We start from the raw sequence: 15,628 nt of genomic DNA, 5'->3' as shown, positions 1-15,628 counted from the left end.
CCCATATGGAGCCTATCCTGCTGTTTAAACAGGGCATGCTGCTGGTGGTGGTACTGTCTGCGCCACCGCTGATCGTGGCGGTGGTTGTCGGTGTACTGACCTCACTGGTCCAGGCATTGATGCAGATTCAGGATCAGACTTTACCCTTCGGTATCAAGCTGGTGGCAGTGGGGATCACGCTGGCGTTGACCGGGCACTGGGTCGGGGTTGAGTTGATGCAATTGACCCAACTGACCTTCGACATGGCTGCGCGTTCTGCGCTCTAAAGGGGGGCCGGACATGACGTTGCCTGCTTCGTACCTTGAGTTCCTGCCCAGTATTGCCATTGCGATGGCTCGCCTTTATCCGTGCTTTTACCTGATCCCGGCTTTTTGTTTCCAGCATGTGCGCGGGATGCCTCGTCACGTCATCGTCTGTTCATTGGCGTTGATGCCCGCGCCAGGCATTTATCACAGCCTTTCGGGGCTTGAATTGAGCGGGTTGGCATTGTGCGGGCTGATCTTCAAAGAAGCGGTTTTGGGTGTGCTTCTGGGGATATTGCTGTCCATGCCCTTCTGGCTGTTCGAGTCTGTCGGGGCCTTGCTGGACAATCAGCGCGGGGCGTTGATTGGCGGGCAACTCAATCCCTCGCTGGGGCCGGATGCCACACCAATCGGGCATTTGTTCCAGCAACTGAGTGTGTTTTTGCTGATAGTTACCCTCGGCCTGGGCAGCCTGACTCAAGTGATCTGGGACAGTTACCTGATATGGCCGCCCACGGTCTGGTTGCCGACTCTGGCGAGCGGAGGGTATGCGCTGTTCATCGAGCTGCTGGGCGATACCTTTACCCACATGGTGCTTTACGCCGCACCGTTCATTGCACTGTTACTGATGGTGGAGTTCGCGATTGCCTTGTTGAGCCTCTACAGCCCGCAGCTACAGGTATTCGTGCTGTCGATGCCGGCCAAAAGCCTGGCCGGGCTGTGCTTCCTGTTGCTTTACCTGCCGCAGCTGGAGGACTTGATAGTGGGGCGCCTCGGGGGGCTGGTGGATCTGAAGCATTCTCTCGCGTTGCTCTTCAAGGCCCCGGCGCCATGAGCGATAGCGGTGAAAAAAAATTTGCGGCGAGTTCTAAAAAGCTGCGGGATCAGCGCAACAAAGGGCAGGTGGCGCAGAGCCAGGACGTTGGCAAGTTGCTGGTACTGACCCTGTTGAGCGAAATGGCTCTGGCCTCGGCCCAGGGCAGCCTGCAGCGTCTTCAGCAATTGTTGATGTTGCCCGTGACCCTGATGGGCCAACCTTTCGCGCGAGCCTTCCAAGAGGTCGCTGTTGAGGCGGGTCAGGTGTTACTGAGTTTTACGTTGTTGATGACCTGTGGCGCGATTGCGATGAAGTTGCTCGGCAGTTGGTTGCAGTTTGGTTTCCTGTTTGCCCCGCAAACCCTCACGCCGGACTTCAATCGGCTCAATCCGATCAACCAGGTCCGGCAGATGTTTTCGGGCCAGTCATTGATGAACATGCTCATGGGGCTGATCAAGGCCCTGCTGATAGGCTGGATGTTGTACCGGGTGATCAGCCCGTCCCTTGGGGGATTGGTGGGATGGGTCCACGGCAGTTTGCCGGGATACATTGACGCATTGACAGCTCTGTTCCAGCACTTGTTACGAACGTGCCTGGCCCTGCTGTTCGGAATTGCCCTGATCGACCTGGCGTTGCAACGGTATTTCTTTGCCAGACGCATGCGCATGTCATATGTCGATGTGATCAAGGAGTACAAGGACATGGAAGGTGACCCGCACGTCAAAATGATGCGTCGGGGGCTCGCTCAAGAACAGGCTCAAGAGGCCTCATCGGCCCGGCAACCGCCGCTGGAAGAGGCGGACATGCTGCTGATCAATCCCACACATATCGCCGTCGCACTGTATTACCGCCCACCCCAGACGCCCTTGCCGGTGTTGCTCGATAAAGCTGAGGGTGCTCAAGCGCGTCAAATGATGATCAGGGCCAAGGCCGCCGACGTGCCCGTCATCCAGTGTGTATGGCTGGCTCGCACCTTGTATCGTGAACAGGCCGGTCATTGCATTGGTCGCGACACCTTGCAGGCGGTAGCCATGATCTATCGCACCCTGCGCGAGCTGGATGATGACGCGCGGCGTGAAACCCTGACGCTGCCGGAACTGGACATGCGTTGATCGACAGTGATGGAACTGAGTGAAGGATTGAAAACACTCAGAAACCATCAGTCGATCAGTCGAGAGTGTCATGCCCGTCGAGCCCCTGGATTCCATCGTTGCCGGATCGAACTGTTTGCTTGTGTCGGCGGCTGACACGCATGGCAAAGGCGCGATCCAGCAGAAACCGGCCTCTCGCAGCCTCTGGAAAGTGTGCTCCGATCTTTTTCAGCTGGGTCGCCGCATCAAGGCATTGCCGGAGCTGACCCAGTACCGGGATTACCGGCCCTGTTCAATGGCGTTTTGCGCCGAACTGCACCATGGAAAGGTCACTGTAAAAGGCTCGCCGGCCGGTCAGGACATAGCCCGCCATCTCAACCGATTACCCACCCATTACAGAAAGGATCCGGCTTTGCCTGGCGCGGGGCAAGGGCTGCGTCTGCTGGATGACAAGCACACTGTGTTTTATGTGCAGCCCACGCCTGCGGCCGCAGCGGTGTTCAAGAGCAGCCGGCCCCAGGTCCCTGCGCAGACCAATCCAGGGCGCTCTCATTTCGGGCAGGTCAGCGGTATCTACACCACACTGGAAGGTGGCCAGTTTCGCCTGGTGGACCAGCAGCTTTTCCGTTTTGAACCGAAAACACTCTCGTGGCTGGCCGACAAAGACTCGCAGGCTTACGGCCGTATTGGTCTGACCCGTGAAGGGGCCCTGATGAAAGTGCCGTTGGGTGTCAGCGACATGAGTGTTGAAGGCGACACCGAGGTAAGGCTTGCGCCTGCCATAGACGGAGGCACTCTTCAAATCCGGCATTCTGTGCAAGCCAGCAGCCGGTGGCTTGCACCCATCAGTGAATCAGGCGAAACCTTGCAGGTCGCGCATATCGGTTTAACCGGGGATGTTCTCTACGCCTCGACTCCGGATGGCGAGTTACTGCGCGGGGACTTGTGCACTGCCGATCACGGCTGTTTGAAAATGACGCCTGTGGTGGTAGATGAACTTGAAGGCTGGCATCGCGGAGCGGTGAGCTTCAAGGGCTTTATGCATGACGATGATGGACAGCTCAATGCCTTGCTGCTTGATCCGCACAAGCAACTCCACAGCACTGTGCTCACTGATAAACGACTTTTGCTGCCGGGCTGGAACCTCAGTGATGTGATGCTCAAAGTGATTGAAAAAGGGCTGCCAGAACCCGGGTTACAGGCATTGACCGGTGCGATTGATCTGGGCCAGCGCGGCAAGGTTGCACTGGAGGGGCGCAGACTGTTGTCGTGGGACCCGTCAGGGCAACGTTGGGACCCGAGTGATCAGGTCGATGTCGAGTATCTCGGGCGTGGCCTCGATGGTCGTGCTTATGTGTTGCAAGCCGGACAGTTGAAGGCTCTGGCCACCCATAAGAACCGTGAACCGTTGTACATGGGGGCCAGTTATGACTTGGCGCCCCTGAGCCCGGCGCGTACTGCCATTAGCCTCGATGAGGTCATGGCGGGTGATACGCAGCGCACCATCACCGGTTTCGCGGTGGAAAATGGCAGGCGCTTCGTCAGCCTCGACAGCGATAATCGGCTGCACACCCATATTGATGGCGTTGATACGCCCCTCAAGTTCAAGAACCCGAAAGCCATACAGGCATTGGCGCTGGATCATCATGCCCATTTATATGCCCACACCCGGGCGGGTGAATTGCTGCGGCTCGATAAAGCGGATTGGCAAGGCGCTGCCTCGTCAGAGGTTGCCTGGGTGCATATGGCGCTGCCAGACAATGAACGCCTGAAATCGCTGCACATGGGCGCGGACAAATATCTGGTTGCCAGTTGGGGGGAGAACAGCCCGCAACTGAACCTCTGGAACGAGCGTTACAGGCAATTGCAGGACTCGACTGCAGGTGCTCTGCAATGGGAGCCGTTTAACTCAGCCTCCAGCTCCCGCGAGCCCTCTTTAAAAACGACTTTAAGCAGCGGGGAAATAAAAGGCAGCCTCGGGGGAGTGCCCTGGGCCTTGACCTCAGGTTTTCTCGGCCATAAAACCGAAGGCATTGACCCTGACAGAGGCCTGCTGGAGGGGCTCGGAGCGCATTTCAAACCCTTGGAGGGCTTGAGGAATATGGGGCTCGATATTCAGCATCGCTTCAAGGGGCGTGCAGGGCTTGAAGGGCTTTACGCGGCTGACAAGGTTTTGCGCGGGCAGCTTGATAGGCTGGCGAGCAGTCAGCCACCGGCCCTGGACATGCGGTCGCGGCTTGAGTCCTTGAGTGCCAGTCACGCAATACAGAAGGTGGTGGGCGATCTTGAACGTGCGCTTGCGTTGCTTGAAGCAAACAGCTTTTCACTGGCGTCCAGACTGGGCGATCTGCACGGTATGAAGGTAGTTCCCGAAATGAATCAGGTTGCCAGCAGCCCGCGGCAGTCAGCATCGACCCTTTACCGGATGCGCCAGGCGTTCGACAACGTGTGGCCTTCGACGTCCAGCATGACGGCTGCCTTGCTGCGCAGTTATGACGTGCAGGGGCTTGTCCTTTCCAAGTGGAACCCGGGTGACTCTCGCGATTTGAAAAACCCGACGGCGCTGATTGAGAGCGACCTGATTCATCATGCGCAGGTCCTTGCGCAACTGAGTCAGCTCGTGACCCGACTGGAAGGAGGCGACTCCGAAAAATCGGCGGTTGCCGAGGCGTTGGGCGCAATCATGCAGCGTTACCATGAACACCCGGTGCATAAAAAAACCTGTCAAAACATCAATGGTTTTGAACAGGCCGAGACCCTTTACCACAACTTTAAATTATTGGCCAAAGACCTGGGTACGCCGGGCTCGGCCCTGAATTTTCATATGGCGCGCACGTTGGGCCTGGAGCGGGAGCTGGGGGGCAAAGAAGTGTTGCTGCAACATCTCCAGCAATCCGGCAGTGGTCAGTCCATCACGCCGAGCCGCGAAAAAAGCGTCGGATTCGGCTTGCTGATGTACGGCATTCCCATGGCCCCATTTCTTGATTTCACGGTCGGGATTTCGAAGGCAAAGGCTAACGCGGTGACCATCAGCCGAACCGACAGCGGGGCCAATATTGAGATCAGGACGAACACGGTGCTGGGGGGCAAGGCCGCCGTGGGCGTTGGTAAATTACTTTCGCCACTGGAGGGGAGCCTCGGGGGCGGAGTCCGGGTCGGAGCAGAGGCTGCTGTTGCTGTTGCGCGTGATACAAGCGCCAGCGTCAACTTTTCAGTGAAAGAAGCCGACTTCCCGAAAATGATGGAAATTCTCCTGGGGGAGGGCGGGGATGTCTACGACCTGCTGGATCTGGGGGAGCAACATACGTCGGGCAGCAGTTCGAAAACCAGTGTGGACTCAGGTCTCTCTGTGCTCGTGCAAGGTCGTGGGCACTTTAAGGTGCTGGAAGGCACGGGGGGGCTGGAAAGTCTCATGCGGATGGCTGCCGGTGCAGGTGCGAACCTCAACCTGGCTCATTGGGACAGCAGCCGTGCTGTGACTCAAGGAGCGACCCAGATGACCCGGAGCCAGGGCGGCGACTTTCAACTGTTCAATAAGGGCGGTATTGCTCTCGGTGCCGCGCCGTTCAATACCCTGACAGGCAGCGATGTCGGTGCGAACGGTGCTTACATTGGCGGGGTGACTGCTCCCGATATTTCGTTCACGGTCAGTTTTGACCGGACGATCACGCACGCTTTCAGCTTTACCTTCAAACAACCGGCAGTGATTGAACAGGCGACGATCAATGAACTGACTCAGGCCTGGGCACGATCCTCAACCCCGTTCAAAGAAGGTTTACGGGCTCTCCCGCAGAGGGAGGACGGTATTGGCGAACAACTGAACAGACTTCAGCGCCTGTTCAATAGCTTGCCGGTGCCTGCGGGGCGTACTGAAGAGCAGCATGCACTCAAGCAGCAATTGCAGGATCTGCTCCAGCAGCATCGCTTGTCCCAAGAGGGACGGCGTGCGCTGACGGCCGTTGAAAGTACTGTGTCCTATGTGGGCTTGAAGGGTGACGGGCAATACGCCTGGATGGACGATGCCGCACCGGCGAACAAAGCGGCTATTGTCAGGTTGTTCAAGGCGCAGCCGCTGCTGGCGCCCATGCTCAACGACCTGGCTGGCAGCAAGGGGCTCTCGGTGAGTATCGGGCTGGAGGTCAAGCCAGATGTGCTGCGCATGATCGAAACCCGCGTTGCCGACACCCGGGATGCCCAGCATGAGGTGGAGCGGGCATTGAAGAATAAAGACAACCTGAGGATCAAAACCCTGAGTGTGAATTACAAGGCCAGCCGCACCCACAGCATGGGATTGCCCTTGCCCGTGCTCAGTTTTTCAAGCACAGCCTCACTCGGTCATGCACACAAAATGCTGAACACGGCCTTTGTCTACGGAGCGGACCCTGATGTGCCCCTGTCCATGACGGACAGCAGTGTATTAACCACCACCGAACCTGCGGAGCTGAATCCCGAATGGCGGGACCAGAAAGTGCGGGACAACCGCCGGCCGGAATTCTGACGGGCGGAGAACCCTCGCGAGCTCCGGCCTGTCAGGTATTCAGTCGGGCCGGCAGAGCAACAGGCGGGTATCACTGACCTGCTGAATAAACCCCGTCACCCACTGGCAAAAGATCTCTTCAGTCAAAAACGCCACAGGGCATTGCGCGCATATGCGCAGCTCATCATTCTCATCGAGCGCCAGCCAGCAACCGAGCAGTTTGTCGGGTTGAAAATTGAGTTTGAGTAACTCGCGGTATCGATCAGGGGCATGCAGCGACCCCCCAATGGCGCAGTGCAGGAGTGCATGGCTGTTGTGGGGTGAAAACTCGATGACACACATCTCCTGGTTCTGGCTGTTGAACAGGGCGCACACGCCATTGTCCGGTTGCAAGTCGGTTTTAAGGTGCTGGCCCAAGGCCGCCAACAGTTGCTGTGATACGGATGAGTCGTTATTCATGTGCGACGTCTCGATGGATAGTCAGATTCGAACGGCGGGCTAGCGCTGCAGTGACAGAACCTGGTGGTCAGGCGGGCTGTCGTGGGTGTCCGTTTCGATGCGCATATGGGGCGGCCACCAGATCACCAGTGCTTCGGCACTGGATTGCGGGCGAGCACATGAGTCACCGCGGCAATGGAGTGTTGTACAGCCTTGAAGAAGCACGACGAGACCAGCAGTCATGACCGCAGACGTCAGTCGGATCATGGGGTGATACTCCGTGCAGGCTCAAGCAGTGACGGGCGTGGAGCCCCCACGGGCTCGTGGTTTTCGCGGGGGCGGGAAGCAATGAAAACCTCGGCTTTTTCTCCTGGTGCCAGCCACGCCCTGGGCCAGACACTCACGGCAAGGGTTTGCTCACTGTTGCATTCGCTTTCATCAATACGAACCCGGTCTTTGCTTTGGTTATGCAGGACGAGCACGGCCACGCTGAAATGCTGGCCCTCGTACCATTGGCTGGTCACCGGATCAATACTCAGCGAGTCCGGCACTTTGCATAATGTGCCTGTCGGGATGGGTATCGGCATGGCCGTGAAGTGCTTGGGAACCTGGCCAGTCACCAGGTGAGCCAGGGCAGAGGCTACATCGTTGCGTTTGATGACGGGCGACTGGGCATGGCGGCGCGCCAGCGGCATGAGCGCATGTTCCAGAGACGCCTGGTCTGCTGGCGGCAGGTAGCGGGAAGGGTTGATCTGATCACCCACCAGCCGGGGGGTCAAAATGAACAACCGCTCGCGACGGTTTTCAGCGCGGTTTGATGATGAGAAAAGCAGCTTGCCCAAGAAGGGTATGTCGCCCAGTAGCGGTACTTTGTTAAGACGGCTGACGCCTTCGGCTACGTGAAAACCGCCAATCACCAGCGACTGTTTCTCGGCAATAACGGCCTGGGTACTGATTTTTCCTTTTCTGACATCGGGGGTCGCCGTACTCGCGTTATCCGCAGTGGCAAAATTGCCGTCCTCGATGTCGATGATCAAGTGAACCTGGTTCGCCCCGTTGGTTGTGATCACGCGTGGTATGGCTTGAAGGCTGGTGCCCGCCGTTACGGGCAGGATATTGGCAACCCCATCGCCCACGGCCTGAATATATTGCGTGCGATTGAAATCGATGACGGCGGGCTGATTCTCCAGCGTCATGATTGAGGGATTGGACACCATTGTCGCCAGACCGCGGTCTTCCAGTGCCCTGATGTCAGCCGTGAACCGGTCAAGGTTTCTAATGAAAAGACGCGAAGACGTGCCGGACGTAAGGTTGTTGATATCTGCCTGGAAACGGCTGCTGTTCAATCCCCATTTCATGCCCAGTTCCTTGAGCTGAGTGCGATCGATATCGAGAATGATCGCGTCGATTTCTACCAGGTTACGGGCCACATCAAGCTTGGCAATTAACGTTTGATAAAGCGCATGACGCTGCGGTGAGTCGTAAATCAGCACGCTGTTGTTGCGCACATCGGCTTCCACCCGGACCCTGTTTCCGCCTGCGGGCGCGAAGGCGCCAAGCACGGGGCCGAGGTCTGTCAGAGCAGTAGGCAAAGTGTTTGAACGCGGGCTGTTTAAGGGTTGGGGCGCGGGCTCAGAACCGGACGACTTTGATGAAGGAGGGGCGAGCAGGCCACGCAACAGGTTGGCGATACCGGGAACCGTCAGCGTTGTGCCGCGGTAATCGATATGACGATCGGCAGCGTTGGCAAATTGCAATGGGAACGTCAAAACGCTCTGTTGGTCGATGGGCTCGGTGCGTTTGCGACTGAACTGTTTTATGTGCTCGATATAGCGTTTTGGACCCGAAACCAGTACCACGCCGATATCGGGCAGCTCGCCCCAGCCGAAACGTTCGTCCAGCAGACCGATGTTCAGCAGGGCCTGCTTCAAATCAGCAATGGCATCATCAGCGACTTCAAGTCGTGTTGACGTTTGTTCGTTGATTGAGCTGATGTACAGCGTGTTGCTGTAGACAAACCACTGGAAGCGGTGTTCCAGCGCCAATCGGTCCAGCAAGTCCAGAAGTGTTTCGGCGCGGATCTTGCCGTTCACCGTGCCCTCCAGCAGCCCGTCAATTTGCAGCTGGAGGCCGACGGTGTGAGCGAAGTCATGGAGAAAATCGCCTACTGCGCGATGCGTGGCTTCATGAGCATAGGGTGTTTTTTTCCAGTCCTCGGGAGCGGCGGCCATGACCTGCGGTATCAGCAACAGGGCAAGTAGCAGCGCGATGATGTGCCAGGAAAATTTGAAACGTGTCATGGGCATGCAGAAGTCTCTGTGCATCTGTCAGTGGGCCGTGCGTGAAGTGAGTGCCGGGCAAGCAACGTTCGGCGAGCATTGATCGCCCGGCACTGCACGGGTTGAGCGGCGCATCGAGGTGCGTGAACAGCCTGTCGCAGCGGTCACAGGTCATCCACTGAACCAGCCAGAGCTGGCCGGTCATCGGGTCTTGGGCAAGCGCACCTTGCCAGGGCGGAAGACGGTTCTCGCCCGCGTGAAGCCATGTCTCCAGCAACGCGTTTTCGGGTCTCTGATGAATCAGCTTTACGCGCAGCATCACACCGCCCTTGGGCCGTTGGGGGGTGATCGCTTGGTCATTGTGATGCAGGGCAAGGCAGCGTTTACCGGTACCAAGCCAGTCCAGGATGACGGCTCGCACTTCATTGCACGGCATCAATAATGGCTTTGGTCAGGCTGTGCTTGAATTTGGTTTGTTCGGTGATCGAAAAGCTGGCACTGGCCATTTTTCGAGAGGCATCAAGAAAATGGATCATGTCCTCGAGGGTGCCCTGATTATTTTGGGTAATCTCATCCATGTTTTTTTGGGCCAGGCCATAGCGGTAGTCAATTCGGCGCTGGATGCTCTCGAACGAAGCCATAGTTATTCCACCAGAGTAATGTTGATTACTCTGTGGCGGGCAGTGCCTGAACGGTTCCATGAGTGCTGACGGGTAACTGCAAAGCTTCAAGGGCTGTGGGCCAGTCAATGCGCAGGTCGCCCTGGGCGGTGACCAGTACCAGCATCCGGGGGGGCAGACGCTCATCACTTTGCAGTTGCCAGAGAGCGTCGTTCCGGGCGCTCAACCATCTCTGGACATCCGCAGCCGCTTGCGGATGACAACGCAGCGTCGCGCTTACAGGCGGGCAGTGAGCGCGAAGCAACTGTGCAAGCAAGGCTGCAATCTGCGCGTCTGGCGGCACGTCATTGAGCAATAGCTGCAAGGCTTGATTGACCAGCGATGTGGCGCACGACTCCAAGGCTTCGCAGATGCGCGCCTGTTCCATTTGCCAGTGACTCAATTGGGCGTTTGCCTTTTGCCAAAATTCGCCCCGGGCCTGCTCAAGCTGCGCCTCGGATATTTTTTGGGTTGTGCTGAGCAGTTCGTCTGCCCGGGCCCGGGCATGGGCCAGTACCTCATGGGCCTGGCCACAATCGATGAGGTCTTGCCGGGTAATCAGGGTGAGCGGCAATCCGGGACCGCCCGGTCGCAGTTCAATCTTGCGTCGAGAGAGCATGATCCTGAGCCTTTGTGTGAACTGTCGCCAGGCCCTCCGAGGGAAGGTTGGCGCGCCAGACGACAGCCTGCCAAAGCGCCTGTAGCTTGAGCGGGCTAAGGGTGAGTGAAAGGGGCGGGCTTTGCTCGAGCGCTTTCACGCGTGGGCAGCCAAAGCCCAGCCGTATGCGCTGCCATATTGGCGGTTCAACCCAGGCCTGCAACAGTTGCAATGCATCGTCGGTTTGTCTCAGCCATGCGTGAGGTTGCAGCGCTTTGGCAAGCCGCAGGCACCAACGTTGTTGCTCGGTATTCAAGCGGCTAGGGAGCTGGGGACGGCACGTGTGATTGACCAGCGCCAGGATAAAATCCCGCTGAACCGGCTGAGCAAGGGCGATATGAAGTAGGACAGGATTTGGCTCGCAGGGCAGGCAGGGAGTTATGCCGAAGGCCTTGCCCAGATCAACGTGAGGGTGATGCAACAGGGTTTGAGCCTGCTCGGCAGACAAACCGGGGAACGCGCAGGAGAGCCAGTCCGGATGTGCAAGGCGCCAGCCATCCGCCCACCACCGGGCCCAGTTCAAGGCGTCTCTCATGGTGTATGACGCCCGTTTTTTGCCACGCGCCTGTCATGCAGGGACATGAGCTTTTTCAGCCCGTAAAACAGGCCGGTCAGGATCAGTGGCAGTCCCAGCAGACTGCCGATAAAGGTTTTTTTCCATGCGTCGAGGTTCTGCACGGGCACCAGGAACGGGCCGAAGTAAGCCAGTTGCCGGGCGTCTTTGTAAGCGCTGGAGGTGACGAACACCATGGTGATTTTTTGCGGATCATCCAGAGCAGAAGCCATGCCCGGAAGGCTGCCGGCAACCATACGCCGCACGCGAGGCTGGACACTGTCAGGGTCAAGCCGTGTGTCATGCTTGATGAACACCGAGGCCGAGGCCGGTTGTACCGGCTCTCCCGGTGCGACTCGTTCAGGCAGTACTACGTGCACCCGGGCAATGATGACACCGTCAATTTTGGACAGCGTGGCTTCGAGTTCTTGTGAGAGCGCATAGATATAACGAGCGCGCTCCTCCAGCGGAGTGGAAATGAGTCCTTCCTTGCGAAAGATATCGCCTAGGGATGAGCGAGGTGTTCTGGGCAGTCCGGCGGCTGTCAGTGCATGCACGGCCCGGCTGATATCCTGCGCATTGACGTGTATTGATACACCGTTCTTGGTGGGGATTTTTTGTGCCGGGATCTGTGTGTCGGCAAGTGCCGCCATGACTTCATTCGCTTGTGGTTCGGAGAGTTGACGGTGAAGCTCTATGCGCTCGCCGCAACCCGTGATGAACAATAGGCACAGGCAAAGCACGCATCTGAACAGGCCCTGCAGCATGCGGCTACCTAAGAAAGAGTGGTCAGTTTTTCGATTGCTTGCGATGTCTTGCTGACGATCTTGGCGGTCAGGACTGTTTCGAGATGAAAGGCCGACATCGCGCGGGTGGATTTGATCATGTCCATCGGGTCAGTACTCTTGCTCACGTCTTGCAGGCGCCTGGCAGCCAGGTTCGACAGCCCCTGCAGAAACTCGGAACGCTGGCTCAGAGAAGGGGAGGCAGAGGGCCCCGGGGAAAGAGGCAAACCTGTTTCAGGTTTGGACATTCCCAGGGAGGCGTTGAACCAGTTGATATCGGCTGTCTCCGGGCCTTGGCCTGGCGACGAAGACGTCATGGACGGAGTCAAGGGCAGTCGGGTATGGAGAGTGACGTTCATATAACACCTCAAGCAACGGCGGTCAGGGCGGCGCGTTGAAACGTAGACAGGACCAGTCGTTAACCCTGTCTTCGGCTGAAGGCCCCACCCCCAGGGTGGGGCACTGGCCAGCGGTCAGTAGCGTATTTCTTTGGCAGAACTGCTAACGGTGTTGGAGGCTTTGTTTGCAGAGTCGACGAAGCCGGACAGAATGGCGTTGTTCGTATCGGTGCGCATTTTGCTTTGAGCGGCTTTGGACTGCATCTCGGTCATTCTGGCCGCCAGCTCGTCCTGTTCTTTAAGCGCCTTCAAACTGGCCTGTTCGGACTTGTTATTAGGCGGCGGAGTGAGAGGCTTTATAGGCAAGATATTGTTAAGGATATTTAGAAGCATCATGAATCTCCGGTTTTTCGGGGGGCATCAGTACGTGATCTGATTGTTTTTATAGGGCTGTATTGGCATGGACTCAGCCAGTGAGGCTTTGGTACGTGAAGCGGCAGTATCGACAGCGTTGTTTATTGCGCCTTTTGCGAGACTGCCAAGGGTGTCGACAACCGTGTTGACTATTGGCAAGACAATAGGTGCCAATAAAGAAAGTGCACCAATCATGGAAATACCTCCAACGCAGAATAAAGAATCTTGGATTAACCGGCCGGTTCAGTGTCTGTGTGGTACACCTTGATCAGTCAGTTCCAGCAGGTATGTGTTATGAAATTTCCAATTGTTTCATTCGGTGGTAGAGCGTTCGCCTGGCAATGCCAAGTTCAAGTACCACCGCTTCTATACTGTGAAGGTTTCGCCGTAAAGAGTCTTCGATAAGCAGTTTTTCTATTTGTTGTAAGCGCGTTTTTAATTTGACCTCCTGCTCTTCCCCTGTGGCGGTATATGCCGAAATAGGCGTCAATCCCAATACCAGCCGTTTTGCAACAGCACGTAACTCCCGGATATTGCCTGGCCAATCATGGCAAATAAGTTGTTGAAGTAAGGCGGCACTGGGAAGCGGGGGCGACGAGTTGAAAGAATGGGCCTCGCGTTGAACAAGACTCATGAACAGGGGAATGATCTGTTCACGCCGTTCGCGCAAGGGCGGCAGGTGCAGACTGACCACATTCAGCCGAAAGTAGAGGTCGCGCCTGAACGTGCCCTGGGCCACCATTTCCGGGAGCGAAGATTGAGCCGACGCGATGACCCGCATGTCTACGGGGATGAACCGGGTTGAGCCAAGGCGTTCTACCCCCCGTGTCTCCAGCACCCGCAACAGCTTGGCTTGCAGGGTCAAGGGCATGCTGTCGATCTCGTCGAGATACAGCGTGCCCCTGTGAGAAGCCTCAATGAAGCCTGCCCGGGTTTGCACCGCACCGGTAAATGCCCCGTGAGTGACACCAAACAGTTGGCTTTCCGCCAGGCTTTCAGGGATGGCTGCACAGTTTATGGCAATGTAATGACCGGGACGACCTGACAATGAATGGACTTTTTCTGCCAGTGTATCCTTACCTGTACCCGTCTCGCCGTGTAGCAATATATCGACTTTTAGTCTTGCTGTACTCTTGACGGCTGTATCGAGCTCTGGGTCTTCAAATTGATAGGGTTCGTAAGTGCCATCATGTTGACGGGAAGACGCCATTGTTCTTGCTCCAACATTGTGTTCTCTCTAAAAGGTTATATGCGCCACACATGACTTCAGAGGTGAGAGAGGCATAGAGGGGCTCTCTATGGGACGCCGCTAAAAGCAGCGTATTATTTCGGAGTGCAACGGTGTGGACGGCTTAAGTAGACAGGAAGTTACAGCGATTGTCATGGGGGGGTAACTTCGTGCCGGATAGGCTGGTTGGTGATTTGGAAGTTTATATATTTATGTTTGTGGCGAATTTATTTCAAATGTCGGGGGCTATCTTTTTTTGATGTAGGTACGGTCTTAAGTCTTAAGTGGTTTTGAGTAAAGTGCAGGTGTATGCCCCTGTGACAAACACTTTTTTGTGATTGATGAGTCTTCACGTCACCAGAAGAGCACATTATTTTTTACAAAGTGGTCCGGGTGTGTGGCTACCAGCAGACGAGGGTTAGCCTCCACTCAGGGCCGCTCAGCATAGCCTGTGTGATGAAGGGAGGCATGCGCAGGGTGTGGTGAGGGCACCCTTGTCCTGCGCATGACATCATTTGACGGTGGTAGCTATTTTCTGTGCTTCGTTTTCTGTGATGAAACCAAAGGTCAGAAGGGTGCTTTCAACGGTACTCAAATGTTGCAGACAGAGTTGCCAGGGCGCCGAGACGGCGTCTGCCAGTTCGTTGCTGGATACCGTAATAAGGACTGGCTTTTCGCTCTCCTTGGCAATGGATGCGCAACCTGAAGCCACGTTCGCCAACCGCTGGTGCAATGAGGCGGGCGGTGGTCCTTCTTCCTTGCGCAGGGCATCGGCGAAGGCCTCACCGAACAGCAGGGCGCTGGCATACAAGCGCACGGCGTGGCGTTCGTAACGACTGGCAATATCTTTGACCTCACGTGATACGAAGCGCCCGCGCAAGGTCCAGCGCGCAGTGTTGCGTGCCATGCTGATACCGTTTTCCAGGGCAATCAGGCTGTCGTGAGCCCGCGAGAACACTTGCACCGCATTTTGTGCCTTGGCTGCATTTTGTTCTTCCAGCGCCTGCAGGCTTTTGCCAAACCCGCTGGCAAGTTTTTCCAGCAGGTCTTTGGCAGAACTATCAATAATGCCAATGGGATTGGGGGTCAGGAGTACCTGGCTGAACACTAACCCGACTGACGCGCCCACCACCACATCCAGCATTCGCACCACACCGGCGCTTTCAGGCCCTACAGCCAGCATCAGCACTGCTGAAACACCGGCCTGTATCGGCACCACGGGCGCCTGGCCATAGAGCGCGGCGATAGAGATTGCAAAGAATGTGGCAAAGCCAATGCGCAACAGGGGATAGGCATCCGGAAGCCACAAGGCGGCTTCACCCACGATGATCCCGGTGGCCACGCCCAGCATCAGGCCAATGGCCTGCTTGCCATGACTGGGCAGGCCAGGGGCCAGGCACACGACGGCGCTGATCGCAGCAAATACCGGGTGCGGGTGACCAAACAGATATTTGGCGAGCACCCAGGCCAATGTGGCAGCGATGGCTGAGGCCAAGGCATCACGCCATGCAGTGGACCAACGAAAGGACAGTCGCTCAATCAGTGGCAAGGTGAAGCGATTGATGAACAGCTTGCTGAGCATTGAAACTCCCGGTCAGTCAGCCTGATGGCATTGATACTTACCATAGACCGTTTGTCCGGATGAACGT

The 15,628-nt window shown here is 56.8% G+C and carries 17 protein-coding genes; 6 read left to right on the top strand and 11 right to left on the bottom strand.

What is annotated here, in order from left to right:
- Positions 1–5 precede the first annotated feature (5 nt).
- The 4 genes from sctS to AWM69_RS06155 all read left to right on the top strand — a co-directional run bounded on the left by sctS (position 6) and on the right by AWM69_RS06155 (position 6,648).
- Positions 6–266, top strand: a complete 261-nt coding sequence (gene sctS, locus AWM69_RS06170; protein ID WP_048352628.1) for a type III secretion system export apparatus subunit SctS — start codon at positions 6–8, stop codon at positions 264–266.
- A 13-nt stretch (positions 267–279) separates the two neighbouring features.
- Entirely contained in the window at positions 280–1,077 is a 798-nt protein-coding gene (gene sctT, locus AWM69_RS06165; RefSeq protein WP_131655094.1) for a type III secretion system export apparatus subunit SctT, read from the top strand.
- Positions 1,074–2,171, top strand: coding sequence for a type III secretion system export apparatus subunit SctU (gene sctU, locus AWM69_RS06160; protein WP_218725982.1), 1,098 nt, complete (start codon positions 1,074–1,076; stop codon positions 2,169–2,171). Before sctT ends, sctU begins: the two co-directional genes overlap by 4 nt.
- Before the next feature lie 70 nt (positions 2,172–2,241).
- Entirely contained in the window at positions 2,242–6,648 is a 4,407-nt protein-coding gene (locus AWM69_RS06155) for an AvrE-family type 3 secretion system effector (RefSeq protein ID WP_256930182.1), read from the top strand.
- Positions 6,649–6,687: 39 nt separating this feature from the next.
- Here the strand turns inward: AWM69_RS06155 and AWM69_RS06150 are convergent, their stop codons facing one another.
- Genes AWM69_RS06150 through sctC form a run of 3 tightly spaced genes read right to left on the bottom strand, consistent with a single transcriptional unit; the run spans position 6,688 to position 9,371 of the window.
- Entirely contained in the window at positions 6,688–7,086 is a 399-nt protein-coding gene (locus AWM69_RS06150; RefSeq protein ID WP_218725981.1) for a type III secretion system chaperone, read from the bottom strand.
- 39 nt (positions 7,087–7,125) lie between these two features.
- Positions 7,126–7,332, bottom strand: a complete 207-nt coding sequence (hrpT, locus tag AWM69_RS06145; RefSeq protein WP_131655091.1) for an HrpT family type III secretion system protein — start codon at positions 7,330–7,332, stop codon at positions 7,126–7,128.
- Complete coding sequence (gene sctC, locus AWM69_RS06140; protein ID WP_256930181.1) at positions 7,329–9,371, bottom strand: type III secretion system outer membrane ring subunit SctC; 2,043 nt, start codon at positions 9,369–9,371, stop codon at positions 7,329–7,331. The genes hrpT and sctC overlap by 4 nt, the downstream gene beginning before the upstream one ends.
- Before the next feature lie 268 nt (positions 9,372–9,639).
- Between sctC and AWM69_RS06135 the strand changes: the two genes are divergently transcribed.
- Positions 9,640–9,786, top strand: coding sequence for a hypothetical protein (locus tag AWM69_RS06135; protein WP_218725979.1), 147 nt, complete (start codon positions 9,640–9,642; stop codon positions 9,784–9,786).
- Here the strand turns inward: AWM69_RS06135 and AWM69_RS06130 are convergent.
- Positions 9,767–9,985: a type III secretion protein HrpF gene (locus AWM69_RS06130; RefSeq protein WP_048378514.1), complete on the bottom strand. Its 219-nt coding sequence runs from the start codon at positions 9,983–9,985 to the stop codon at positions 9,767–9,769. The genes AWM69_RS06135 and AWM69_RS06130 overlap by 20 nt on opposite strands.
- A gap of 25 nt (positions 9,986–10,010) precedes the next feature.
- Positions 10,011–10,622, bottom strand: a complete 612-nt coding sequence (gene sctL, locus AWM69_RS06125; protein ID WP_218725978.1) for a type III secretion system stator protein SctL — start codon at positions 10,620–10,622, stop codon at positions 10,011–10,013.
- A gap of 121 nt (positions 10,623–10,743) precedes the next feature.
- Here sctL and AWM69_RS06120 point away from each other — a divergent pair, with 121 nt between their 5' ends.
- A complete protein-coding gene (locus AWM69_RS06120) occupies positions 10,744–11,007 on the top strand; it encodes a hypothetical protein (protein WP_218725977.1) in 264 nt (87 codons plus the stop codon).
- 185 nt (positions 11,008–11,192) lie between these two features.
- On the opposite strand, the gene sctJ is transcribed toward AWM69_RS06120, so the two are convergent.
- The 6 genes from sctJ to AWM69_RS06090 form a co-directional block, all read right to left on the bottom strand.
- Positions 11,193–11,981: a type III secretion system inner membrane ring lipoprotein SctJ gene (gene sctJ, locus AWM69_RS06115; protein ID WP_218725976.1), complete on the bottom strand. Its 789-nt coding sequence runs from the start codon at positions 11,979–11,981 to the stop codon at positions 11,193–11,195.
- A gap of 8 nt (positions 11,982–11,989) precedes the next feature.
- On the bottom strand, positions 11,990–12,358 hold the full coding sequence (gene sctI / locus AWM69_RS06110) for a type III secretion system inner rod subunit SctI (protein ID WP_218725975.1): 369 nt from the start codon (positions 12,356–12,358) through the stop codon (positions 11,990–11,992).
- A 114-nt stretch (positions 12,359–12,472) separates the two neighbouring features.
- Positions 12,473–12,733 (bottom strand): hypothetical protein, encoded by a 261-nt coding sequence (locus AWM69_RS06105; RefSeq protein ID WP_082150722.1) that lies wholly within the window; start codon positions 12,731–12,733, stop codon positions 12,473–12,475.
- Positions 12,734–12,757: 24 nt separating this feature from the next.
- Positions 12,758–12,946 (bottom strand): hypothetical protein, encoded by a 189-nt coding sequence (locus AWM69_RS06100; protein ID WP_048378520.1) that lies wholly within the window; start codon positions 12,944–12,946, stop codon positions 12,758–12,760.
- A gap of 97 nt (positions 12,947–13,043) precedes the next feature.
- Entirely contained in the window at positions 13,044–13,961 is a 918-nt protein-coding gene (locus AWM69_RS06095) for a sigma 54-interacting transcriptional regulator (protein ID WP_131655086.1), read from the bottom strand.
- 529 nt (positions 13,962–14,490) lie between these two features.
- Positions 14,491–15,561 carry an aromatic acid exporter family protein gene (locus AWM69_RS06090; protein WP_131655085.1) on the bottom strand — a complete coding sequence of 357 codons (1,071 nt, stop codon included), beginning with the start codon at positions 15,559–15,561 and terminating at the stop codon, positions 14,491–14,493.
- Between the last annotated feature and the right edge of the window lie 67 nt (positions 15,562–15,628).

This window comes from Pseudomonas sp. D1HM (genome assembly GCF_019266105.1).
In the GTDB taxonomy this organism is placed as follows: domain Bacteria; phylum Pseudomonadota; class Gammaproteobacteria; order Pseudomonadales; family Pseudomonadaceae; genus Aquipseudomonas; species Aquipseudomonas taetrolens.
Note: the sequence above shows the minus strand (reverse complement) of the source record. Positions and strands in the feature narration are given on the sequence as shown.

Coding starts and splice junctions, on each gene's coding strand:
- sctS (WP_048352628.1), top strand. CDS start 6: ATGGAGCCTATCCTGCTGTTTAAACAGGGCATGCTGCTGGTGGTGGTA.
- sctT (WP_131655094.1), top strand. CDS start 280: ATGACGTTGCCTGCTTCGTACCTTGAGTTCCTGCCCAGTATTGCCATT.
- sctU (WP_218725982.1), top strand. CDS start 1,074: ATGAGCGATAGCGGTGAAAAAAAATTTGCGGCGAGTTCTAAAAAGCTG.
- AWM69_RS06155 (WP_256930182.1), top strand. CDS start 2,242: ATGCCCGTCGAGCCCCTGGATTCCATCGTTGCCGGATCGAACTGTTTG.
- AWM69_RS06150 (WP_218725981.1), bottom strand. CDS start 7,086: ATGAATAACGACTCATCCGTATCACAGCAACTGTTGGCGGCCTTGGGC.
- hrpT (WP_131655091.1), bottom strand. CDS start 7,332: ATGATCCGACTGACGTCTGCGGTCATGACTGCTGGTCTCGTCGTGCTT.
- sctC (WP_256930181.1), bottom strand. CDS start 9,371: ATGCCCATGACACGTTTCAAATTTTCCTGGCACATCATCGCGCTGCTA.
- AWM69_RS06135 (WP_218725979.1), top strand. CDS start 9,640: ATGAATCAGCTTTACGCGCAGCATCACACCGCCCTTGGGCCGTTGGGG.
- AWM69_RS06130 (WP_048378514.1), bottom strand. CDS start 9,985: ATGGCTTCGTTCGAGAGCATCCAGCGCCGAATTGACTACCGCTATGGC.
- sctL (WP_218725978.1), bottom strand. CDS start 10,622: ATGCTCTCTCGACGCAAGATTGAACTGCGACCGGGCGGTCCCGGATTG.
- sctJ (WP_218725976.1), bottom strand. CDS start 11,981: ATGCTGCAGGGCCTGTTCAGATGCGTGCTTTGCCTGTGCCTATTGTTC.
- sctI (WP_218725975.1), bottom strand. CDS start 12,358: ATGAACGTCACTCTCCATACCCGACTGCCCTTGACTCCGTCCATGACG.
- AWM69_RS06105 (WP_082150722.1), bottom strand. CDS start 12,733: ATGATGCTTCTAAATATCCTTAACAATATCTTGCCTATAAAGCCTCTC.
- AWM69_RS06100 (WP_048378520.1), bottom strand. CDS start 12,946: ATGATTGGTGCACTTTCTTTATTGGCACCTATTGTCTTGCCAATAGTC.
- AWM69_RS06095 (WP_131655086.1), bottom strand. CDS start 13,961: ATGGCGTCTTCCCGTCAACATGATGGCACTTACGAACCCTATCAATTT.
- AWM69_RS06090 (WP_131655085.1), bottom strand. CDS start 15,561: ATGCTCAGCAAGCTGTTCATCAATCGCTTCACCTTGCCACTGATTGAG.